Origin of the sequence: Microvirga pudoricolor, from assembly GCF_016892705.1 — a bacterium.
In the GTDB taxonomy this organism is placed as follows: Bacteria; Pseudomonadota; Alphaproteobacteria; order Rhizobiales; family Beijerinckiaceae; genus Microvirga; species Microvirga pudoricolor.
The window spans coordinates 457396-478990 of sequence record NZ_JAFEMB010000002.1 but is presented as its reverse complement, the minus strand read 5'-3'; the positions used below and the strand labels follow the sequence as shown (position 1 = coordinate 478990).

Below are 21595 nucleotides of genomic sequence, written 5' to 3'. Positions count from 1 at the left end.
CTAAAGGCGGCTTGCCCGGAACGTGTCGCAGGATTGGATCTGACCCGATTTCAGGCCCGCGGTCAGCCAGCGAACGCGCTGCGCGGAAGAACCGTGCGTGAAGGAATCCGGCACGACGCGGCCCTGCTGCTGCTTCTGGAGCCGGTCGTCGCCGATGGCCTCGGCGGCCCTGATCGCGTTCTCGATGTCGCCTTCCTCCAAGGATTGGTAGCGCTCGTTGGAATGGCGGGCCCACACCCCGGCGAGGCAATCGGCCATCAGCTCCACCCGCACGGAAATCTGATTGGCCTCGGTCCCTCCCACCTCGCGCTGGCGCTGCTGCGCGCGCTCCAGGATGCCGAGCTGGTTTTCCACGTGATGGCCAACCTCGTGCGCGATCACGTATGCATAGGCGAAGTCGCCGCTGGCCCGGAATTTGGACTGCATTTCCTGGAAGAAGGACAGGTCGAGATAGACCGTCTGGTCGAGGGGGCAGTAGAACGGACCCATGGCCGACTGCGCCGATCCGCAGCCCGAGCGCGTGGCGCCCGAGAACAGGACCATGCGGGGAGCCTCGTACTGGCGTCCGGTCTGCTGCGGCAGGACCACCTTCCAGACATCCTCGGTGTTGCCGAGGATCGCGGATGCGAACCGGCCCGCCTGATCCTCCGGCGTGCCCTGGCGGCCCTGTTGCTGCTCGTAGCCTGAGCTGCCGCCGCCGGCGACCATCTCGGCCCCGCTGATGAGGATGCGCGGGTCTATGCCGAAAGCCCAGCCGATCAGGCCCAGAACCACGATGGTGCCGAGACCGAGGCCTCCGGCGCCGCCGACGCCCATTCCCCGGCGGTCTTCGACATTGGATGAGGTGCGAAATTGGTCCCAGCGCATGATCGTCCCCTGCAAGCGAGCGTGGTCGCCCACCCGATCCTTAAAGCTGAGGCATATGCTCAGGTTCCGCCGAAGCTTATCGGAAGCGTCTAATCTTGGCCGTCGAGGGCGCGCCGGAGGGCCGTGAAGTCCCGCCATCCCAACCGCTTCTGGAGCGGCTGCCGCAGCAGATAGGCCGGGTGCAGGGTGGGCAGGGTGCGGATCTCGCGTCCGTCCTCGGTGCGATAGGTGAACCACCGGCCCCGGCTGCGCAGGATGCCCTCCTTGATGTCGAGCAGGTTCTGGGCCGCCAAGTTGCCCAGGCAAAGCAGATATTTTGGGCCCGCCAGCTCGATCTGGCGCGCGATGAACGGCTTGCAGATCGCGATTTCCTGCGGCGTCGGCGTGCGGTTGCCCGGCGGACGCCAGGGCACGATGTTGGCGACATAGACCTCCGACCGGTCGAGGCCGATCGCGCCCAGCATCCGGTCGAGAAGCTGGCCCGAGCGGCCCATGAAGGGTTTGCCGATCCGGTCCTCGTCGGCGCCGGGGGCCTCGCCCACCAGCATCACCCGGCCTTCCGGGTTGCCGTCCGAAAAGGCGAGGTTCTTGGCGGAGAACTTCAGGGCGCAGCCGTCGAAGCCCGCCAGGATCGCTTCCAGTTCTTCGAGGGATTGCGCGTGCCGGGCCTGCTCGCGGGCCATCCCGGCGGCATCGTCCGGCGCGGCGGAGGCCGCTTTCGGCAGGGCGCGGGGAGGGGTGGCAGGCCGGCCCGGCCCGGGCTGGCCCGCCGGTTTCGGCTCGTCCGGCAGCGGGGACGCCTTCGATTCCGCGAACCGGTCGTGCGGTTCGTCGTCGAGCGCGAGGTCGACCCCGGCTTCCACATGGAAGTCGAGGATGGCCTGCAGGGCATCGCGGTCGGCGGGAAGGTCTGACATAGGCTTTATGTAAGCATTCCAAAGGGTTTAAACAACTCGATGAAGGGTCTGTCGCACTTTGGATTTGTCGAACTTGGATTTGCACATGCCCGGCCGGCATGGTGAAACGGATCCCGCAACGGAACGAGGGAATCGGCCATGGCTGGGGAAAAGGTAGCGATCATCACGGCGGGCGGCAGCGGGATGGGAGCTGCTGCCGCGCGCAAGCTGGCCCAGGATGGTTTCAAGGTCGCGATTCTTTCCTCGTCCGGCAAGGGCGAGGCCCTGGCGGACGAGCTCGGCGGCATCGGCGTGACGGGCTCCAACCAATCCGGCGACGACCTGAAACGCCTCGTCGACCTGACCGTGGAGCGGTGGGGCCGGATCGACGCGCTGGTGAACAGCGCCGGTCACGGGCCCCGTGGGCCGCTCCTCGACATCTCCGACGAGGACTGGCACCGGGGCATGGACGTCTACTTCATGAACGTGGTCCGACCGACCCGTCTCGTCGCGCCCATCATGGCGGAACGGAGGTCCGGCGCCATCGTGAACATTTCAACGGCCTGGGTGTTCGAGCCCAGCCCCATGTTCCCAACCTCGGCGGTGTTCCGGGCGGGCCTCGCCTCCTTCACGAAGCTGTTCGCCGATCAGTATGCGCCGCACAATGTGCGCATGAACAACGTGCTGCCAGGCTGGATCGACAGCCTGCCCGCCACCGACGAGCGGCGGGACAGTGTTCCCATGGGCCGCTACGGCCGGAGCGAGGAGATCGCCGCCACGATCGCGTTCCTGGTGTCGGACGGAGCCGCCTACATCACTGGCCAGAGCGTGCGGGTGGACGGAGGCCTGATGCGGTCCGTTTAGACAGGGCGGTTTTTCCAATTCATTCTAAAGATCGAGATTTCCCGGCTTCCGACAGGCCCTTAACACCGTTAGGACAAACAAAGCGGTGTGGCCTGCTTGAGACGGGGGCTTCACTGTTCATATATAAACGATCTGCCCGCCCCAGGAGATAGTCGATGGAATTGCCCGCCCGTGAATCAATGGAATTCGACGTCGTGATCGTCGGAGCGGGTCCGGCAGGCCTGGCGACCGCCATCCGCCTGAAGCAGAAGGCCGCCGAGACCGGTCAGGACGTCTCCGTCGTCGTGGTGGAGAAGGGCTCCGAGGTCGGTGCCCATATCCTGTCCGGCGCCGTGATCGACCCGTCCGGTCTCGACCGCCTCGTGCCCGGATGGCGCGAGGACTCGGACCGGCCGCTCCATACCGGCGTTACGGCGGACGAGTTCATGTATCTCGGCCCGGCGGGCGGCATGAAGCTCCCCAACGTGTTCATGCCCAAGCTCATGAGCAATCACGGCAACTTCGTCGGCTCCTTGGGCAACGTCGCCCGCTATCTCGGCCGCAAGGCGGAGGAGATGGGCGTCGAGATCTATCCGGGCTTCCCGGCCGCCGAGCTTTTGATCGAGGACGGCAAGGTGGTGGGCGTGGCCACCGGCGACATGGGCATCGGCCGGAACGGCGAGCCCAACGCCAACTTCACCCGCGGCATGGAGCTGCGCGCCCGCTACACCGTGTTCGGAGAGGGCGCCCGGGGCTCGCTCACCAAGCAGCTCGTGGAGCGGTTTAACCTCAACCAGGGCAAGGACCACCAGAAATACGGCATCGGCGTCAAGGAGCTGTGGCAGGTCAAGCCGGACAAGTTCCAGCCCGGCCTCGTGCGCCATTCCATGGGCTGGCCGCTTCCCAACAACGCGGGCGGCGGGTCCTGGCTCTACCACTTCGACGACCATCTCGTGTCGGTCGGATTCGTGGTGCACCTGAACTACAAGAACCCGACGCTCTCGCCCTTCGACGAGTTCCAGCGTTTCAAGACCCACCCGATGGTGCGCGACGTGTTCGAAGGCGCCAAGCGCATCGGCTACGGCGCGCGGGCCATCATGGAAGGCGGCTGGCAATCGGTGCCGCGCCTGACCTTCCCGGGCGGATGCCTCGTGGGCGACTCGGCGGGCTTCGTGAACGTGCCGCGCATCAAGGGCAGCCACAACGCCATCCTGTCGGGCATCCTGTGCGCCGATTACCTCACGGAAGCGCTCCAGGCGGGCCGTTCCCATGACGAGGTGGTGGGATACGAGGAATCTTGGCGCTCTTCGCCCATCGGCTACGACCTGAAGCGGGTGCGCAACGTCAAGCCGCTCTGGTCGAAATACGGTACGGCGGCGGGCGTGGCGCTCGGCGGCCTCGACATGTGGATGACGGAGCTGTTCGACCGCTCGCTCTTCGGCACCATGAAGCACGGCAAGCCGGACCACGAATGCCTGCTGCCGCTGGACCAGGTGAAGCCGATCACCTATCCGAGGCCTGACGGCGTTCTGACGTTTGACCGACTATCCTCGGTGTTCCTGTCGAACACCAACCACGAGGAAGACCAGCCGCCGCACCTGAAGGTGCGGGATATGGGCCTCCAGAAATCATCCGAGCACGACGTGTTCGGCGGTCCCTCCCAGCGCTATTGCCCGGCCGGCGTCTACGAGTGGGTCGAAGGCGAGGGCGGGGTGCGCTACCAGATCAACGCCCAGAACTGCGTCCACTGCAAGACCTGCGACATCAAGGACCCCAACCAGAACATCAACTGGGAGACCCCGGAAGGACCGGGCGGGCCGAACTACGTCAACATGTGAGCGGTCGCCCCTTCGCCCCGCAGGTTTTCCAATCGCTCGCCTTCCATGCCGCGATACAGGCGCTGCACGTCGGTGACATAGTCGCGCACGATGGGCGCGGCGTCGCGCCTGCGGGCGAGCTGCATATGGAAGACGAGCTGGCTGCCGGTCCTGAACATCATCTCGGCGCTGACGAGATAGAATTCGAACATCCGGCAGAAGCGTTCGTCGTACATCTTGGCGATGGCGGCGCGGTTGGCCTCGAAACGCTGATGCCAGTGAAACAGCGTCTTGGCGTAGTGGAGGCGCAGGAACTCGAGATCCGTCACCCACAAGCTCGCCTGTTCCACAACCGGAAACACCTCCGAGAGGGCAGGCGAGTAGGCTCCTGGAAAGATGTACTTGCGCAGCCAGGGACTGGCCGTCCCGGGCGGGCTCATCTTGCCGATGGAATGCAGCAGCATCAGCCCGTCATCGTCGAGGAGTGCGTTGATCTTGGCGAAGAACTCGCCGTAATGGTGCACGCCGACATGCTCGAACATGCCCACGGACACGATGCGGTCGAACTTGGCCTCGACCTTGCGATAGTCGAGCAACTCGAAGCGCACGCGGTCGGATAGGCCGGCGCGGCGCGCCTTCTCGTTGGAGAGCGCATGCTGTTCCTTGGAGAGCGTGACGCCGGTCACGTCCACGTCCTCCATGGCCGCGAGATACAAGGCCAGATCGCCCCAGCCGCTGCCGATGTCGAGGATCTTCAAGCCGGGCTTCAGCCGCAGCTTGGACGCGATGAGCCGGAGCTTGTTTTGCTGCGCCTCTTCCAGGGTATCGTCGTCGTCCATGAAATAGGCGCAGGAATATTGCATGCCCTCGTCGAGGAAGAGCTTGTAGAAGTCGTTGCCGAGATCGTAGTGGTGCGCCACGTTCTTCTGCGCCTGTCCGACCGGGTTCGCCTGCTGGAAGCGCTTCACGCCGCGCGAGATCCGCTTCAGGACGCTCTGCAGGGGGTAGGAGGCGAGCGAGCCCCGGTTGAGCGAAAACAGCGTCAGGAAATCCCGCAGGGTCGAGTTCTCGAAGGTGAGGCGCTCGTCCATATAGGCCTCGCCCGCATGCAGCTCCGGGTTCAGGAAAAGCTTGTGGTAGAGCGAGCGGTCCGTCAGCCGCATGGTCACGTCCGGCCCTGGCGCCGTGCCGCCGAACACATGGGTCTTCCCGTCCGCGTCGATGACCTTGAGGGTCCCGACCCGAACGAAGGATTTCAGCATATGCGACAGTGGAAACATCGGCCTCTCCCGGTTGGGGCGGATGGTTTCACAGTTGCGCGGCGGTGGCTAGGGTCGGCTTGCCCAAACGCCATCGCATGCCGAGGAGAGCAGCATCATCCCCCTCGACCTCATCCTGAGGAGCCGCGAAAGCGGCGTCTCGAAGGAGGGCTCCAGGGGAGTGCTTTCGGTGCAGACTGGACCATCCTTCGAGACGAGCCTGCGGCTCCCTCAGGATGAAGCTTCGAGGCAGATTGCTCCGCAAGTCCTTCAGGATGAGGCTTCGAGATAAACGCCCTTTATTCCTCAGCCGCGGTGCCGCCTGGAATTCAGCCCAGGGCCTCGACGAAGCTGTCCAGCACCATTTTCCGGCCTGCCTTGTCGAACTCCACCGTCAGCTTGTTGCCGTCCACGGCCTCGATGGTGCCGGGGCCGAACTTGGAATGCAGAACCCGCCCGCCCGTCTTGAAGGCGGACGCCGCGCCGGTGGATTTCGCGATCAACTCGCCCTCGATGGTCATGGGACCCCGGCGATCGGGGGAGCGCCGGGCCGAAGAGCCGTCATCCGCTCCGGCCTTGTGAGCCTGGGCCCGCTGCCAGCCGGGGGTCTGGTAGCTCGACCCGCTGAAGGCGGGCATGCGGTCGAAGCGGGAACCGCCGCCGTAGCCGCCGTACGAGAAGTTCGCGGGCGCCTCCACCACGTCCACGTCGTGCTCCGGCAGGTCGTCGATGAAGCGGCTCGGAATCGTCGAGTTCCACAGCCCGTGGATGCGCCGGTTGGACGCGAAGAAGATCTTGGCGCGGCGACGCGCCCGGGTCAGGCCCACATGGGCGAGGCGGCGCTCTTCCTCGAGGCCAGCCCGGCCGCTCTCGTCGAGGGCCCGCTGGTTCGGGAACAGGCCTTCCTCCCAGCCCGGCAGGAACACGGTGTCGAATTCCAGCCCCTTGGCGGCGTGAAGGGTCATGAGGCTGACCTTCTCGGTCGTGTCCCCGTCATTGGCGTCCATCACCAGGGAGACGTGCTCGAGAAAGCCCTGGAGGTCCGGGAATTCCTCCATGGAGCGCACGAGTTCCTTCAGGTTTTCCAGCCGCCCGGCCGCATCCGCCGACTTGTCCTTCTGCCACATGTCGGTGTAGCCGGATTCCTCCAGCACGGTCTGGGCGAGCTCCGAATGGGGCGTGGTCTCGGAAAGCTTCGACCAGCGCCCGAAGCTGATGAGGAGATCGCGCAAGGACCCACGGGGCTTGGGCTTGAGGTCATCGGTCTCCACCACGAACCGTGCCGCCTCCACGAGAGGCACCCGGGCCGCGCGGGCATGGTTGTGCAGCACCTGCAGGGTGGTGTCGCCCAACCCCCGCTTGGGCACGTTGACGATGCGCTCGAAGGCGAGGTCGTCCGCCGGGCTCATGACCACGCGAAGATACGCCAGCGCGTCCCTGATCTCGGCGCGTTCGTAGAAGCGCGGGCCGCCGATCACCCGATAGGGCACGCCCATGGTCACGAGCCGGTCTTCGAGCTCGCGCATCTGGGCCGAGATGCGCACGAGGATCGCGATCTGCGCCAGGGAGTGCTTCTTGGATTGGAGCGCCTCGATCTCCTCGCCCACGAGCCGGGCCTCGTCCTCCGAGTCCCAGGCGCCCGTGATCGTCACCTTCTCGCCCTGCTCGTCCTCCGTGCGCAGGGTCTTGCCGAGCCGGCTCTGATTCTTGGCGATGAGGCCGGAGGCCGCTGACAGGATATGGCCCGTGGAGCGGTAGTTCCGCTCCAGGCGCACCACGGTCGCGCCCGGAAAATCGTGCTCGAAGCGCAGGATGTTGTCGACCTCGGCCCCGCGCCAGCCGTAGATCGACTGGTCGTCGTCTCCCACGCAGCACAAGTTCTTGCGGGATTGGGCCAGGAGCCGCAGCCACAGGTACTGGGCGACGTTGGTGTCCTGGTACTCGTCCACCAGCATGTAGCGGAAGCGGTTCTGGTACTGCTCCAGGATGTCCGGGTGCTCGCGCCACAGGCGCAGGCATTCCAGGAGCAGGTCGCCGAAATCCACCGCGTTCAGGACCTTCATGCGCTCTTGATAGGCCGTGTAGAGCTTGACGCCCCGCCCGTTGGCGAAGGAGGCGGCCTCGCCGGCCGGCACCTGGCTCGGGGACAGGCCCCGGTTCTTCCAGCCGTCGATGAGGCCCGAGAGCTGCCGGGCGGGCCAGCGCTTCTCGTCGATGTTGTCGGCGGCGATCACCTGCTTGAGCAACCGGATCTGGTCGTCCATGCCCAGGATCGTGAAGTCGGATTTCAGGTCCACCAGCTCCGCGTGGCGCCGCAGGATCTTGGTGCCGATGGCGTGAAAGGTGCCGAGCCACTGCATCCCCTCGGCCACCGGGCCGATGAGATGGGTGATGCGCTCCCGCATCTCCCGGGCGGCCTTGTTGGTGAAGGTCACGGCCAGGATGTCGAACGGGCGGGCCTTGCCCGTGGCGATGAGGTGGGCGATCCGGGTGGTGAGCACCCGCGTCTTGCCGGTTCCGGCGCCCGCGAGCACGAGGACGGGGCCTTCCGTGGCCTCCACGGCGCGGCGCTGCTCCGGGTTGAGCCCCTCGAGATAGGGCGACTGGGGCGCCACGGCGGCGCGCGCCCTCGCGCTCAGGGAGCCGGCGGAGGGCCGGTGGGCGAGGTCGTCGGGCGGTTCGGAGCGGTTATCGGGCTGATTCATCGGGGCGAACATGGATCAAAAGGCGAACGGCGTCGAGGCCGATCTCGGGTTCCGGCCTGCCGGCCGGGCCTCGGGAACGTGAAGGAACGACGTTGTCGGCTAGGGCTTCACCCCCATATGGTGACTGTCAGCCCATATGGGGAATCCCGATGCGTCAAATTGTGATCCTGGCCGCTCTCCTCGCGAGCGTCGCCGTTCCGGCCGTGGCCCAAACCCGGCTGCCCCGCACCACGCCGGCCGAGCGGGAGGTCAACAGCATCAACCGCTCGATCACGCGCGAGCAGCGCAGCCTGCAGATTCAGCAGCAGAATACGATCAACAACAACCAGATCCGCCAGAGCATCGACAATCAGCGGATGTTCCAGCGCCCGTCATCCCCCTACCGGTCCACCACCTGCCCGCCAGGCTCGGTGGGCTGCTGAGAGCGTCAGTGGCGCGTGCCCGTCGCCAGAAGGCGCTCGGGCTCGGCCCGTGACGGGACCCCGATGGTCCGGCCCAGGGCGAGGGGGCGGTTCAAGCGGCTGTGAGCGGCCCGCATGACCGAGAGGTTGTTCCGAATATCGGCCGGGAAGGGACATGTTTTCTTGCTGGCCATGTCCACATGCAGGGACAGGCCCTCGGACGTCGCCGCGACCCAGCCTTCCTCGGCGTGGCGGATCTCCATGTAGTAATGCAGGCGCTTCTCGTCGAAATCGACGAGTTGGACCGTGACCCGCACATGGTCGTGCATCTTCAGTTCGCGGGTGTAGCAGGTGTGAACCTCCGCCACGAAGTAGGACGCCTTGCGCTCTTCCAGATAATCGTGGCCCAGCCCGACCTGGGAGAAGGCTTCCTCTACGGCACGGTCGAAGAGAACATGGTAATAGGCCATATTCATATGCCCGTTATAGTCGATCCACGCAGGTTCGACCCGCATCGTCGAGGAAACGAAGGGCGCAAAAAAGAATACCGGGGCGGCTCGCTCGTCCACGCTCACATTTCTCCCTTCAGGCGGTCCCAGAATGCCATCCTAGGGCACAAAAGGAATAGTAGAACAGTTCTATCAGCCATGCAGAGGGCACTCGGCATCTTTGTCGCGCCGAGTGTTGCATTTTCAACGCATCTGCTAGTGATGGGCCGAAACATCCCCGATCCTGCCCAACCAACATGAAAACGCGATGAACGCCACAGCCTCCCTCTCCCGACCCAAGCCCTCCGACGCCGACATAGCGGCTGTCGCGGCCGAGTTGACGCAACGCTTCGGCGGCAGGGCCGTGAGTTCGGCGGCCGTGCGGGAACAGCACGGCCACACCCTGACCTGGGTCAAGAATCAGCCGCCGGATGTCGTGGTTTATGCCGAGACGACGGAGGAGGTGTCGGAGATCGTGAAACTCTGCGCCGCGCGAGGGGTTCCGGTCATCCCGTACGGCACGGGTACGTCCCTCGAAGGCCACGTGAACGCGCCGCTCGGCGGCGTGACGGTCGATGTGAGCCAGATGAAGGCGATCCTGGCCGTTCACGAGGAGGATCTGGACTGCGTGGTCCAGGCCGGCGTCACTCGCAAGGCCCTGAACGAGCACCTGCGCGACCGGGGCCTGTTCTTCCCCATCGACCCGGGCGCGGACGCCTCCATCGGCGGGATGGTGGCGACCCGGGCTTCGGGCACCAACGCGGTTCGCTACGGCACCATGAAGGATGTGGTCCTGAGCCTGACCGTGGTCCTGGCGAACGGCGAGGTCATCAAGACGGCGAGCCGCGCCAAGAAAAGCTCGGCCGGCTATGACCTGACCCGCCTGTTCATCGGGTCCGAGGGGACGCTCGGGATCGTCACGGAGATCACCCTGAAGCTTCAGGGCATCCCGGAGGCCATCTCGGCCGGGATCTGCCCGTTCCCGTCCGTGAAGGCCGCCTGCGACGCCGTGATCATGACGATTCAGTCCGGCATTCCGGTCGCCCGCATCGAGCTCCTGGACGAGGTCCAGGTGCGCGCCGTCAACGCCCATGCCAAGCTGACCCTTCCCGAGAGCCCGCTGCTGCTGCTGGAGTTCCACGGCACGGAAGCCGGCGTGAAGGAGCAGGCCGAGCGCTTCGGCGAGATCGCGGCCGAGTTCGAGGGCGGGCCGTTCGACTGGGCCACCAAGCCGGAGGACCGCTCCCGCCTCTGGCAGGCCCGCCACGACGCCTATTGGGCGGCCCGCGGTCTGCGCCCCGGAGCGGAATCCGTGGCCACGGACGTATGCGTGCCGATTTCCCGGCTGGCCGAATGCGTGGACGCCACCAAGCAGGACATCCTGGCGAGCGGCATGATCGCCCCCATCGTCGGCCATGTGGGGGACGGCAATTTCCACGTCCAGCCCCTGGTGGACGTCTCCAACCCGGCCGAGGTCGAGGCCTGCGAGGCGTTCGTGGACCGGCTCGTGAAGCGGGCTCTTTCCATGGAGGGCACCTGCACGGGCGAGCACGGGGTCGGACAGAAGAAGATGAAGTATCTCGAAATCGAGCACGGCGCCGAGGCTCTCAACCTGATGCGCCTCTTGAAACAGTCGATCGATCCTCACAACATCATGAACCCGGGCAAGATTATCGCGCTTTGACGGTGAACTGATAAACAGTCACGATTCCGAAGCTCTTGCCCTGACGATCGATTTGTTCTTGAGCTAGACGGCCGAGACAACGGGGAGTCATCCATCTCTTGCGCGATATCCTGACGGTTCTTGCGTCCATCGTGATTTTGATCCTGGCGGCCGCCGTTGCGGCGCCGCCCTTCATCGATTGGGAAGCGCATCGCAGCACCGTCGACGGGATGATCTCCCGCGCCGCGGGGGTCCAGGCTCATACGGAAGGCAGGATCAGCGTGAGGCTGCTGCCGTCCCCGAGGCTCCGCTTCGACAGGCTGCGCCTGGGCGCCGACAGCACCGACAACCCGACGCTGACGGCGGATTTCGTCTCGGCCGAGTTCGCGCTGCCGCCGCTCCTGCGCGGCGAGGTCCGCTTCACGGAGACCCGCGTGGGGCGGGCGGATATCCGCGTGCCCGTCTCGTCGGGCGGCGGCTGGCGGCTCCCGCCCGACATCGTGTCCGGGAGCGGCCGGGCCCGCGAATGGGCCATCGAAAACCTGACGGTCGCCCAATTCCTGCTCACGACGCGAATGACCGATACGGGCCGGACCGATCAGTTCTACGCCGAGAGCGTTCGCATCGAGGGCCAGAAGCTCATCGGGCCTTGGCGCGTCGAGGGCGTCACCGCCAAGGTGCCGTTCCGCTTCACCACCGGGGAGCTGGCCCAGGACAAGACCGTCCAGGTCAAGTTGACCGGCGGCGGCGACGAGTTCCCGCGCTTCGACATCGATGCCCGCCTGTCCCTCAACGAGGGCAACTCGGCCCCGACGGTCCCGTTGATCGCCGGGAAGGCCCGGCTGCTGTTCGGCCCTCCGGCTCAGGTGGCGGCGGCCGGCATTCCGATCCCCATCGCCATCGACACCGAGTTCAAGACGGCCCCGGACGGCGTCGTGCTCAGCCCCTTGCAGCTCGAAGCCGGGGAGGGGGGCGCGAGCCTGCGCCTGACGGGCGAGGGGACCATCGGCCTCGCCGATCCGAAGATCGCCCTGAGGCTCGAGGGCCGCAGGCTCGACGCGGACAGCTTCATCCTGTCCTCCAATGGGCAGGACTTCAAAAGCCGTCTCTCTCAATGGACGATTCCGTCGTCCAGGATCCCGGTCGCCCTGGACCTGAAGCTCGACAGCATCGGGTTGGGCCAGGACGACCTGTCCAACGCGGTCGCCAAGGTGACGGTCGAGAAGGGCATCGCCAAGGTCGAGCGGTTCGAGTTCATGGCGCCGGGTGACACCCGGGTGGCCATGCAGGGCGAGGCGGGTCTCGAAACGCAGGGCGGCGTCGAGGGCCGCGTCGCCATCGCGTCCGCCGCATCGGACCGGCTGGCGCGCTACCTCGACCGCATCAACATCCGCTCGCCCTTCCTGAAGGTGCTGGACGGCCGGCCTTTCGAGGCGGCCTCCGACGTCTCGGTGGCCTATCCCATCGTGTCCCTGAGCCGCCTGCGCGTGAAGACGGGCGACGCCACGCTCACGGGCAATGTCCGCTATACCGAGCCCGAGGGCCGCAATCGCGGCCGGCTGGAGGCCCAGGTCGCCGTGCAGGGCCTCAACCTCGACCAGCTCCCGCAGGTGTCGAGCGTGTTCGAGGCCACGCAGAATCTCGATGTCGGCTTCATCCTGGACGCCCGCGACGTGCGGGCGGGCAACCGGCCCGGAATCGGCCGTATCTCGGCGAGGGTCCTGTCGGACGGCCCGGCCCTGTTGGTGGAGACCCTCGACATCGTCAACCTGGCGGGCGCCAACGCCAAGGTCAGCGGTCGGATCGCGCCGGACGGCTCCGGCCGCATCGCCGGCAAGGTGACGGCGCAAAGGGCCGCTCCCGTCATCGACCTCCTCGGCAGTGTCTGGATCGGTGGCCTCTCCCGCATGGTGCCGTATTTCATCCGGGAGGGGGACCTCAACCTCGATGTGGTGTCGGAGCGGGTCGCGCCGCCGCGCGGGTCCGCCGAGCTGCGCCTGCGCACCACCGCCAACGGCACGGTGGCGGGCGGCAGCTTCACGAGCCAGGTGGATTCCGTGGATGGGCGCACCCAGAACCTCGACGCGCGCCTCGCCACGGACAACACGGGCCGGTGGGTCGGCCGGGCCGACGCGCCGCTCCTCAGGAAGGCGTCCAGCATCTCCCTCAAGGGCGCCCGCGTCCCGTCCGGCCTGTTCAACGTGACGCTCTCGGGCGACGTGAGCGGCGTCCAGATCGCCACGACCCGCCCCTTCACCCTCAGTTCCGGCGACGATGTGGTGGACAGCGGCGAGGCCGACCTCACCTCCGCCGACGTGACGCCCTTTCTCAGCCTGCTCGGCGACGGCGCGGGCGTGAGCCCGCCCGTGCCCCTGAAGGCGCGGGTCGGTCTCGGCCGGAACGCCGATTCCACCGTCCTCGACATTTCCGGCACGGTTGCGGGCAACCCGGTCCAGGGCCGGCTGCAGGCCGTGTCCCGTTCGGACGTGAGCGGCGAGGTCTCCCTCGACCGCTTGTCCCTGCCCTGGCTCGTCACGGCCCTCAGCCTCAATGCGCCGGCCAGCCCGAATGCCACGGCGCTCTGGTCGACGGCCCGGTTCGGCCAGAGCGGGCGCCTGTTCAGCGGCGGGCAGGTCGCCGTGCGGGCCAAAACCCTCGAACTCGGGCGGGGGCTCCTCGCCAACAACGCCCGTTTCGACCTTGCGGCCTCCACGGACGGGATTGCGCTTCGGGGCCTCGACGCGACCCTCGGGGGCGGCAGGCTGACGGGTTCGGCGAACGTCACGCGCCAGGGCGCCCTGGCGTCCATCGTGGGCGAAGGGGCCCTGCGCGACGTGCCCCTCGCCGCCGTGGTCGGCCCGACGCCGTTCCAGGCCCGCCTTTCGGGCGAGATGAAGTTCGGGGCCGCGGCGGAATCCCTGGCCGGCCTCGTGTCGAATCTCGGCGGGTCGGGGGAGTGGCGCATCACGAATCTCAGCGTCCCGAGCGGCGACCCCGCCGCCTTCGACCGGGCCCTGCGCAGGCTTCTGGGCGAGACCGAGCCCCTGGTCGAAGGTCGGGCCGAGGCCGTTCTGGGCGAGGAGCTGGGCCGGGCCGCGCTCACCTCGGCCAACGTCACCACGACGGCGGCCCTCGTGGGCGGGTTGATCCGGTTCTCGCCCTTCGTGATCGACACGAGGACGGCGTCCTGGCAGGGCGCAGTGGCGTACGATCTCAAGAACCTGAGCCTCGACGCACGGGGCACCTTCGTGTCCAAGACCGCGCCACCGGGCTGGACCGGAGCCCCGCCGTCCACCGGGCTCAACTGGCGCGGCTCCTTCGCGACCCCCGTCCGGGAGATCGACGCGGGACCGTTCCGCAACGGGCTGGCGGCCATCGTGCTCAAGCGGGAGCTTGAAAAGATCGAGGCCTTCGAGAAGGCGGCGGCGGAGCGCCAGCGCCAGATCGAAGCCCAGGAAGCCGAGCGCCGCCGCAAGGCCGCCGAGGAGGCCGCCCGCCAGGCGCGCCTGCGAGAGGAGGCCGAGCGCGCGCGCATCGAGGCCGAGAGGATTCAGAGCGAGCAGCAGCGCAGCCCCGAGGCGCCTGCGCCGGGGCAAGGACAAGGACAACCGCAGCCCGGCCCGGGCGCGCCACCTTTCACGATGCCGCCCTCGACACCTTCCCTAAACTTCCAACCGCCAGCGGCCACGCCACCAAGCCCCGGCGGCTGACCGCGACGGCGGTCGAGCGGCCCTCTTGGCCCTGTGGTCAGGCCCGCACGGCCATCTCGACCTCACGGCTCCGGCCGAGGTCGCCCATCCAGCCGGACAGTTTCGGGTTGGCCTCGATCTGGCGGCCGTAATGGCGGCGCAGGCCCTCCGTCAGCCGTCCCTCACGGCCCAGGAGTTCGTCCGCGAAGCCGATCATCACGGAGTTCGGCCAAGCCTGCGGACGGATTTCCCGCAGCCGCGCGAACAGGTTGTCCTCGGACTCGTCCGGGTAGACCTGGGCCAGGAGCGACAGCATCGCGGCGGTCGAGCGGGACACCCCCATGTGGCAATGCACGAGAAGATGGCCGTCGGACTTTCCCGCCTGGGACGAGGCCAGCTCCGAGCCGAAGCTCAGGATCTCCTCCATGTGGGCGCGGGTCGGCATGATCCAGCCCGGCCTGGGGTCGATGATGTCGTGGAAGCGCAGCGTCGTGCGATGGTGGGCGCCATAGGCCTGGAAGGCTTCGATCTCCGGCAGGTCGGGATCGAGCACGGAGAGCACGTGGGTCACGGTCCGCTCCCGATGGGAGGGCAGCTCCTCGATGCCGCAGATCGTGAGGAGGGAGATCGACAGGGGTTTCATGGCAAAGGTTCGCAGGCTGGAGAAAGGGGCCTCCCGACCTATCAGACGCGACCGGATTGCACGACCCCTAAACCGCCTCCGACGCCGGATCGGTGGCCCGCCCCCGGAAATGGTCCAGAATGAACAACCGGATGGCGGAGGACAGGTTCTGCTCGCCGCGCCCCGCATCGATGCGACCGACGAGGGATTGGACCGAGCGGCCCTCGGCCCCCGCGATCTCCCGCAGGGCGTCCCAAAATGGCTCTTCAAGGGTGATGCTGGTCCGGTGGCCCGCAATGGAGATGGACCGCTTGATGACGCCCGTGCTCACTCAAGAGCCCTCTTCGGTGGCGTCGTCCTGGCTGTCGTCGTCCCGGCGCTTGTGAGCGTCGAGGCGCCGGGCCGCGAGGCTCCGCTCGGCCTCGGTGAGCCGGCGCTCTTCCTTCGTGCGCCCGAAGGCGATCCGGTTGTCGGCGGCGCGGGCTTCCTTGTCGGCCCGCGCCTTCCGTTTGCGCGCCTGGCGCAGATTGACGATCTCCGCCATCGGGCCGTTCAGGGCGCCAGCATGTCCTCGGGCCGCACGACCCGGTCGAACTCTTCGCCCGAGACGCCCGCCTTGAGGGCTTCCTCCTTGAGGGTGGTGCCGTTCTTGTGAGCCGACTTGGCGATGGCGGCGGCCTTGTCGTAGCCGATGGAGGGCGCAAGCGCCGTCACCAGCATCAGCGAGCGCTGCATCAGCTCGGCGATCCGGTCCCGGTTGGGCTCGATGCCCACCACGCAATTGTCCGTGAAGCTGATCACGCCTTCCGCCAGGAGGCGGATCGACTGGAGCACCGCGTTGGCGATCACGGGCTTGAACACGTTGAGCTCGAAATGGCCCTGGCTTGCCGCGAAGGTCACCGTGGTCTGGTTGCCGGCCACTTGGGCGCACAGCATCGTCATGGCCTCGGCCTGGGTCGGATTCACCTTGCCGGGCATGATGGACGAGCCGGGCTCGTTCTCGGGCAGCGAGATCTCGCCCAGCCCCGAGCGGGGACCGGAGCCCATGAGGCGGATGTCGTTGGCGATCTTGAACAGGCCGGTGGCGATGCTGGCGAGGGCCCCTTGCGTGAAGACCAGAGCGTCATGGGAGGCCAGGGCCTCGAACTTGTTCGTCGCGGACGTGAACGGCAGGTCCGTCAGCTCGCTCACCTTCCGGGCAAAGCGCTCGGCGAATTCCGGGTGGGCGTTGAGGCCCGTGCCCACCGCCGTGCCGCCCTGGGCCAGCGCGTAGACGCCCGGCAGGGTCTGCTCGATGCGGGTGATGCCGAGGCGTACCTGCTCGGCGTAGCCGGAGAATTCCTGGCCCAGCGAGACCGGGGTGGCGTCCTGCAGGTGCGTGCGTCCGATCTTGACGATGTCCTTGAAGGCCTCGGCCTTGTCTTCCAGGGCCTTCAGCAGATGCTTCAGGGACGGGAGCAGGAGGTCGTTGATCTGGCGCGCCACCGCGATGTGCATGGCGGTCGGGAAGGAATCGTTCGACGACTGGCCCCGGTTCACGTGGTCGTTGGGGTGAACCGGCTTCTTGCTGCCGCGCTCGCCGCCGAGGCGCTCGATGGCGAGGTTCGACAGGACCTCGTTCATGTTCATGTTGGACTGGGTGCCGGAACCCGTCTGCCACACGACGAGCGGGAACTCGTCATCGTACTTGCCCTGCACCACGTCGGCGGCAGCGGCCGAGATCGCATCCGCCAGCTTGCCGTCGAGCTCGCCCAGATCCTTGTTCACCAGGGCGGAGGCCTGCTTCACGAGGGCGAGGCCGTGAACCAGCGGGATCGGCAGGCGCTCGCCGCCGATCTTGAAGTTCTGGAGCGAGCGCTGCGTCTGGGCGCCCCAAAGCCTGTCGGAGGGAACCTCGATCGGTCCGAAGGTATCTGACTCGGTACGGGTGGAAGGCGACATCCTGACCTCTTTCGATAGGGTTTCGTGTTCTTATCTCAAAGTTTCGCTCCCGCAACACCGAACCTCGGGAAAACCCATGGCCCAAGGCTTAGACGTCCCGTATTTCCGTCCGCCGGCTCCCGAGCCCCGCCTGGAGCCGCACGGCCTCCTGGGCTTCCTCATGGCGATCCGGCGCAACCCCCTGACCACCTGGACGGTGCGCCACTTCGAGGAACGGGTGCTGACCGGGGAGGGGGCCCTGGGGCGCATGACCGTGGTCAACGACCCCGCCATCATCCGCCACATCCTGCTCGACAATGTGGCGAACTACCGGAAAGACGACCTCCAGCTTCGGGTTCTGGCTCCGGGCCTGGGCCGGGGCTTGCTCACCGCCGAGGGGGACGAGTGGAAGCTCCAGCGGCGCACCATCGCGCCGCTGTTCACGCCCCGCACGGTCGCGGGCTTCTTCCCGGCCATGGTGGAATCCGCCAACCGGCTGGTCCAGCGCTGGCAGCGGCGGTCCGAGGGCCGGGTGATCGACGCCTCGCTGGAAATGACCCGCATCACCCTGGACGTGCTGGAGCGGACCATTTTCACCCAAGGGGTTTCCTGGGATCCCGATGCGCTGGGGCGGGCGATCACCCGCTACTTCGACGGGCTCGGGCGCATCGATCCCCTCGACATCTTCGGCATGCCGGCCTGGATCCCGCGCGTGGGGCGCTGGCGGGCGCGCCCCGCCATCCGGTTCTTCGACGAGGTCGTGGGCGAACTGATCACGAGCCGCAAGGCCCTCCTCGCGAGCGGTGCGGACGCCCCGCGCGACCTGCTCACCCTGCTTCTGGAGGCCGCCGATCCGGAGACCGGCAGGGGCTTGAGCGACCTGGAGGTGCGCGCCAACATCGTCACCTTCATCGGGGCCGGGCACGAGACCACCGCCAACGCGCTGTCCTGGTCGCTGTACCTCCTGTCCCAGGACGAGCGGGCGCGCGCGAGGATCGAGCACGAGGTGGACGAGGTCCTGGGCGATGGGGCGTTCGCGCCCGAGCATGTGGAGCGCCTGGTCTACACCCGCGCGGTGCTGGAGGAGGCCATGCGGCTCTATCCGCCCGCGCCCTTCTTGAGCCGCGCCGCTATCGCGGACGATCGGATCGGCGACCTGCTGATCCCGGGCGGCTCGGTGGTGACCATCGCGCCCTACGTGCTCCACCGCCACCGCACCCTGTGGGACGAGCCCGACGCCTTCCGGCCCGAGCGATTCCTGCCGGAGGAGCGCGGGCGGATCGACCGCTTCGCCTATCTGCCTTTCGGGGCCGGGCCACGGGTCTGCATCGGGATGAGCTTCGCGATTCAGGAGGCCATCGTCGTCCTGGCCACCATCGTGCGGGCGGTGCGGCTCGACCTTGACCCGGCGCACGTGGTCAGCCCCATGCACCGGATCACGCTGCGGCCGGAGGGTGGGCTTCCCATGCGTCTCAGCCACCGCCGGGGCGAAAGGGCCGGATCCGAAGCTCCCTGAGGAGACCGGTTCAGGTTCGGCCAGCGCCCGCCCGGCGCGGCGTCGCCGGCGCGCTCGAGGCAAGGCGCTGGCGCAGGGCGGTGAGCAGGGTCTCGAGCTTGAAAGGCTTGGCCACCAGCGGGATGTCGCCGAGGCGGTCCTCCGTCAGGCGTTCGGCATCGGCGTAGCCCGTCATCATCACGATGGGCAGATCCGGCCGCTCGAGCCGGGCCGCCTCGATGAAGCCCAGGCCGTCGAGGACCGGCATGGCGAAGTCCACGATGACGAGGTCGATATCGTCGCGGCGGCGCAGGATGCCGAGGCCATCGGACCCGTTCCGGGCTTCCTGCACCCGGTAGCCCGCATCCGTCAGGCTCTCGACCACGAGCATGCGCACGCCGTCGTCGTCGTCCACCACGAGGATGTCCGCCTGGATGTTCTGCCTGGGACCGTCCGGCCGCTCGGCGATTTCGGCGACGGGGGCCGACTCCGCCCGCGGCAGGAAGAGCGAGACCTCCGTCCCCTTCCCGAGGGTGCTGTTGAGGGTGACGCTGCCGCCCTGCTGCTTGACGAAGCCATAGATCTGGCTGAGGCCGAGGCCGGTCCCCTTGCCCACATCCTTGGTGGTGAAGAAGGGCTCGAAGACCTTGGCCCGCAACTCCTCCGGAATGCCGGAGCCGGTGTCGCGCACGGCGATGCGCACGTACTCCCCCGCCGTCAGGTCCTCCGGCAACTCGTCGGGCGGCACGTTGCTGGCGCCGATCGTCAGGGTGCCGCCGTTGGGCATCGCGTCCCGGGCGTTGATGGCGAGGTTCAGGATGGCGACTTCGAGCTGGTTGCGATCCGTGACCACAGGCCAGAGATCTTGCGGCAATTGTGTCCGGATGACGATGCTGGGCCCGATGGTCCGGGCGAGCAGGTCCTGCATCCCCTCGATGGTCTGCGAGAGTTCCGTCGGTTCGAGAGATAGCGATTGCTTGCGGGCGAAGGCCAGGAGCTGGCGGGTCAGCTTGGCGCCGCGCTCTCCGGCCATCAAAGCATTGTCGAGCAGCCGTTCCAGGCGCGGATCGGACACCCGTCGCCGCGCCAGCTCGACATTGCCGATGACGATGGCCAGCAAGTTGTTGAAGTCGTGGGCGACGCCTCCGGTCAGCTGCCCCACCGCCTCCATCTTCTGAGCCTGGCGTCGCTGCGACTCGCTCTCCTCCAGTGCGCGGGTCCGCGCGAGAACGAGCCGTTCGAGTTGCTCGCGGTACTCCCGCAACTCGTCCTCGGCGCGTTTCTGGTCGGTGATGTCGTTGCCCTGCACCAGAATGCCGACCGTGCGGCCCTCTGGGCTCAGAATCGGCTGGTAGACGAAGTCGAGAAAGCGCTCCACCGGGGACGCGCCGGGCCGCTGCCCGAGCTGGACCGGGATCCTGCGACCGACATAGGGCTGTCCCGTCGCATAGACCTGGTCGAGAAGCGTGATGAAGCCCTGGTTCGGGATCTCCGGCAGCGCTTCCCCCACCGTTTTGCCGATGACGTTTCGGCGACCGATGAGGTCCAGATAGGCCGGGTTGGCCATCTCGAAGACGTGGCTGGGTCCGCTCAGCACCGCCGTGAAGCCCGGAGCCTGCTCGAAGAGGCGCCGCAGATGCTGGCGCTCCTCCTTCAAGACTTCGTTGGCATGCTGCACGGCCTCGGCGCGCCGCAGGATATCGCCTTCCACCAACGCCGACGCGCCGGCAGCCCGGCCCGACATCGTGGCGCTCTGGCGCAGTCTATGGAGCTCTGTGACGTCCACCGTATGCTGCAGGATAAATGTGACCTGGCCCTCCTTCAGCACGGGCGTGTGGGTCGCGCTCCAATACCGCTCCTCGAAGCCGCCCTCGGGCCTTGCGATGGCATATTCGATCAAGGGTAGATGGTCGGCCTCGCCTGTCTCGACGACCCGGTCCAGGGAGGATCTCAGCTGCGTCACGTTCGCGAGCCCGCGCTCATCGGGCGTGCCTGGAAAGGCGTCGAACATGTTGCGGCCGATGATGTCCTCGCGCTTGCGCATGGTGACGCGCAGATAAGCGTCGTTCATGCCGACGATGGCGAAGTCGGGCGACAGGAGGACGTAGGGGTTCGGGCTGTTGTTGAAAAGCTCCCCGAAGTCGATGGCGTTTTTAGACGACAGGCGCAGCAACGGCGTCTCCAACCTGGGGGCGGCTCGACGTTTCGGGTGGGTGCCTTGCGGCGAGACGGGCCCCTCCCGGCGCCCGTCCGGAGCGGGAAGGCTCGTCCATGTCAGTTCTTCTTGCGAAAGGCGTCGAGGCTGACCACTTCTGCGCTGCCGGCAGGGTTGGGGTCGGCGGCCGGGTCGGACGCCGCCTCGACCTCCTCGGAGGGCTTGCTCTTCTCGGCGGCCGGGGCGGGCTTTTTCGTTTCGCTCTTCTTGTCGGCCTTGGCCTCGCGCGGCTGCTTCAGCTCGACGGGCTCGCCGCCGGCGCGCAAGGGAGCAGGGGCCGGGGGCGGGGCCTCCTCTTCGATCTCTTCCTCGTCCCCTTCGGTGTCGAACTTCAGTCCGAACTGCACGGAGGGGTCGAAGAACCCGGTCAGCGCATCGAACGGGATCAGCAGCCGCTCGGGGACCCCCGAGAAGGAGAGGCCCACCTCGAAGGTGTGCTCCGTAATGCCGAGGTCCCAGAACTGGTGCTGGAGCACGATCGTCATCTCCTGCGGGTACTTTTCCCGCAGGCGGTTGGAGAGGCGCACGCCGGGAAAGTCCGTCCGGAACGAGATGTAGAAATGGTGCTCGCCCGGCAGCCCGTCCTTGCCGGCATCGACCAGAACCTTGCGCACGACGCCCTTCAGGGCGTCCTGCACCAGGAGATCGTATCGAATCAGGTCTTTGCCGGCCATGGAAAAAAGCTCTTGCGCAGGTATGTCGGACGGAGGGGACC

Annotated in this window: 17 protein-coding genes; 6 read left to right on the top strand and 11 right to left on the bottom strand. The window is 67.1% G+C overall.

The window, feature by feature from the left end; translation table 11 throughout:
- Window positions 1–867 (bottom strand): KPN_02809 family neutral zinc metallopeptidase, encoded by an 867-nt coding sequence (gene ypfJ, locus ILT42_RS11220; RefSeq protein ID WP_204215682.1) that lies wholly within the window; start codon window positions 865–867, stop codon window positions 1–3.
- 89 nt (window positions 868–956) lie between these two features.
- Window positions 957–1784: a uracil-DNA glycosylase gene (locus ILT42_RS11215; RefSeq protein ID WP_204215681.1), complete on the bottom strand. Its 828-nt coding sequence runs from the start codon at window positions 1782–1784 to the stop codon at window positions 957–959.
- A gap of 138 nt (window positions 1785–1922) precedes the next feature.
- Between ILT42_RS11215 and ILT42_RS11210 the strand changes: the two genes are divergently transcribed.
- Both ILT42_RS11210 and ILT42_RS11205 read left to right on the top strand, forming a co-directional pair.
- A complete protein-coding gene (locus tag ILT42_RS11210) occupies window positions 1923–2627 on the top strand; it encodes an SDR family oxidoreductase (protein WP_204215680.1) in 705 nt (234 codons plus the stop codon).
- Between the two features lie 155 nt (window positions 2628–2782).
- A complete protein-coding gene (locus ILT42_RS11205) occupies window positions 2783–4444 on the top strand; it encodes an electron transfer flavoprotein-ubiquinone oxidoreductase (protein WP_204215679.1) in 1662 nt (553 codons plus the stop codon).
- On the opposite strand, the gene ILT42_RS11200 is transcribed toward ILT42_RS11205, so the two are convergent.
- Together ILT42_RS11200 and ILT42_RS11195 are read right to left on the bottom strand one after the other, a co-directional pair.
- Window positions 4429–5703 carry an SAM-dependent methyltransferase gene (locus tag ILT42_RS11200; protein WP_204215678.1) on the bottom strand — a complete coding sequence of 425 codons (1275 nt, stop codon included), beginning with the start codon at window positions 5701–5703 and terminating at the stop codon, window positions 4429–4431. The two genes, ILT42_RS11205 and ILT42_RS11200, sit on opposite strands and share 16 nt — an antisense overlap.
- A 308-nt stretch (window positions 5704–6011) precedes the next feature.
- On the bottom strand, window positions 6012–8387 hold the full coding sequence (locus tag ILT42_RS11195; RefSeq protein ID WP_204215677.1) for an ATP-dependent helicase: 2376 nt from the start codon (window positions 8385–8387) through the stop codon (window positions 6012–6014).
- Between the two features lie 149 nt (window positions 8388–8536).
- On the opposite strand from ILT42_RS11195, the gene ILT42_RS11190 reads away from it, so the two are divergent.
- Window positions 8537–8809, top strand: coding sequence for a hypothetical protein (locus tag ILT42_RS11190; RefSeq protein ID WP_204215676.1), 273 nt, complete (start codon window positions 8537–8539; stop codon window positions 8807–8809).
- 5 nt (window positions 8810–8814) lie between these two features.
- Here the strand turns inward: ILT42_RS11190 and ILT42_RS11185 are convergent, their stop codons facing one another.
- Window positions 8815–9303 carry a thioesterase family protein gene (locus tag ILT42_RS11185; RefSeq protein WP_229428602.1) on the bottom strand — a complete coding sequence of 163 codons (489 nt, stop codon included), beginning with the start codon at window positions 9301–9303 and terminating at the stop codon, window positions 8815–8817.
- Between the two features lie 241 nt (window positions 9304–9544).
- On the opposite strand from ILT42_RS11185, the gene ILT42_RS11180 reads away from it, so the two are divergent.
- A complete protein-coding gene (locus tag ILT42_RS11180) occupies window positions 9545–10960 on the top strand; it encodes an FAD-linked oxidase C-terminal domain-containing protein (protein ID WP_204215674.1) in 1416 nt (471 codons plus the stop codon).
- A gap of 98 nt (window positions 10961–11058) precedes the next feature.
- Window positions 11059–14649, top strand: a complete 3591-nt coding sequence (locus tag ILT42_RS11175) for a hypothetical protein (protein ID WP_204215673.1) — start codon at window positions 11059–11061, stop codon at window positions 14647–14649.
- Between the two features lie 37 nt (window positions 14650–14686).
- On the opposite strand, the gene ILT42_RS11170 is transcribed toward ILT42_RS11175, so the two are convergent.
- The 4 genes from ILT42_RS11170 to fumC form a co-directional block, all read right to left on the bottom strand.
- Window positions 14687–15271 carry a tyrosine phosphatase family protein gene (locus tag ILT42_RS11170; protein WP_204215672.1) on the bottom strand — a complete coding sequence of 195 codons (585 nt, stop codon included), beginning with the start codon at window positions 15269–15271 and terminating at the stop codon, window positions 14687–14689.
- 67 nt (window positions 15272–15338) lie between these two features.
- Window positions 15339–15581 carry a ribbon-helix-helix domain-containing protein gene (locus tag ILT42_RS11165; RefSeq protein WP_204215671.1) on the bottom strand — a complete coding sequence of 81 codons (243 nt, stop codon included), beginning with the start codon at window positions 15579–15581 and terminating at the stop codon, window positions 15339–15341.
- Complete coding sequence (locus tag ILT42_RS11160; protein WP_204215670.1) at window positions 15582–15794, bottom strand: DUF4169 family protein; 213 nt, start codon at window positions 15792–15794, stop codon at window positions 15582–15584.
- 8 nt (window positions 15795–15802) lie between these two features.
- Complete coding sequence (gene fumC, locus ILT42_RS11155; RefSeq protein WP_204215669.1) at window positions 15803–17191, bottom strand: class II fumarate hydratase; 1389 nt, start codon at window positions 17189–17191, stop codon at window positions 15803–15805.
- A 76-nt stretch (window positions 17192–17267) separates the two neighbouring features.
- Here fumC and ILT42_RS11150 point away from each other — a divergent pair, with 76 nt between their 5' ends.
- The gene (locus tag ILT42_RS11150) at window positions 17268–18686 is read left to right on the top strand and encodes a cytochrome P450 (protein ID WP_204215668.1); all 1419 of its coding nucleotides are present in this window, start codon (window positions 17268–17270) and stop codon (window positions 18684–18686) included.
- Between the two features lie 10 nt (window positions 18687–18696).
- Here the strand turns inward: ILT42_RS11150 and ILT42_RS11145 are convergent, their stop codons facing one another.
- Window positions 18697–20838 carry a PAS domain-containing protein gene (locus tag ILT42_RS11145; RefSeq protein ID WP_204215667.1) on the bottom strand — a complete coding sequence of 714 codons (2142 nt, stop codon included), beginning with the start codon at window positions 20836–20838 and terminating at the stop codon, window positions 18697–18699.
- Window positions 20839–20939: 101 nt separating this feature from the next.
- A complete protein-coding gene (locus tag ILT42_RS11140) occupies window positions 20940–21554 on the bottom strand; it encodes an SspB family protein (protein WP_204215666.1) in 615 nt (204 codons plus the stop codon).
- Window positions 21555–21595: the final 41 nt, after the last annotated feature.

Excerpts from the sequence above, each read along its gene's own strand:
- ypfJ (WP_204215682.1), bottom strand. The coding sequence starts at position 867 with ATGCGCTGGGACCAATTTCGCACCTCATCCAATGTCGAAGACCGCCGG.
- ILT42_RS11215 (WP_204215681.1), bottom strand. The coding sequence starts at position 1,784 with ATGTCAGACCTTCCCGCCGACCGCGATGCCCTGCAGGCCATCCTCGAC.
- ILT42_RS11210 (WP_204215680.1), top strand. The coding sequence starts at position 1,923 with ATGGCTGGGGAAAAGGTAGCGATCATCACGGCGGGCGGCAGCGGGATG.
- ILT42_RS11205 (WP_204215679.1), top strand. The coding sequence starts at position 2,783 with ATGGAATTGCCCGCCCGTGAATCAATGGAATTCGACGTCGTGATCGTC.
- ILT42_RS11200 (WP_204215678.1), bottom strand. The coding sequence starts at position 5,703 with ATGTTTCCACTGTCGCATATGCTGAAATCCTTCGTTCGGGTCGGGACC.
- ILT42_RS11195 (WP_204215677.1), bottom strand. The coding sequence starts at position 8,387 with ATGAATCAGCCCGATAACCGCTCCGAACCGCCCGACGACCTCGCCCAC.
- ILT42_RS11190 (WP_204215676.1), top strand. The coding sequence starts at position 8,537 with ATGCGTCAAATTGTGATCCTGGCCGCTCTCCTCGCGAGCGTCGCCGTT.
- ILT42_RS11185 (WP_229428602.1), bottom strand. The coding sequence starts at position 9,303 with ATGCGGGTCGAACCTGCGTGGATCGACTATAACGGGCATATGAATATG.
- ILT42_RS11180 (WP_204215674.1), top strand. The coding sequence starts at position 9,545 with ATGAACGCCACAGCCTCCCTCTCCCGACCCAAGCCCTCCGACGCCGAC.
- ILT42_RS11170 (WP_204215672.1), bottom strand. The coding sequence starts at position 15,271 with ATGAAACCCCTGTCGATCTCCCTCCTCACGATCTGCGGCATCGAGGAG.
- ILT42_RS11160 (WP_204215670.1), bottom strand. The coding sequence starts at position 15,794 with ATGGCGGAGATCGTCAATCTGCGCCAGGCGCGCAAACGGAAGGCGCGG.
- fumC (WP_204215669.1), bottom strand. The coding sequence starts at position 17,191 with ATGTCGCCTTCCACCCGTACCGAGTCAGATACCTTCGGACCGATCGAG.
- ILT42_RS11150 (WP_204215668.1), top strand. The coding sequence starts at position 17,268 with ATGGCCCAAGGCTTAGACGTCCCGTATTTCCGTCCGCCGGCTCCCGAG.
- ILT42_RS11140 (WP_204215666.1), bottom strand. The coding sequence starts at position 21,554 with ATGGCCGGCAAAGACCTGATTCGATACGATCTCCTGGTGCAGGACGCC.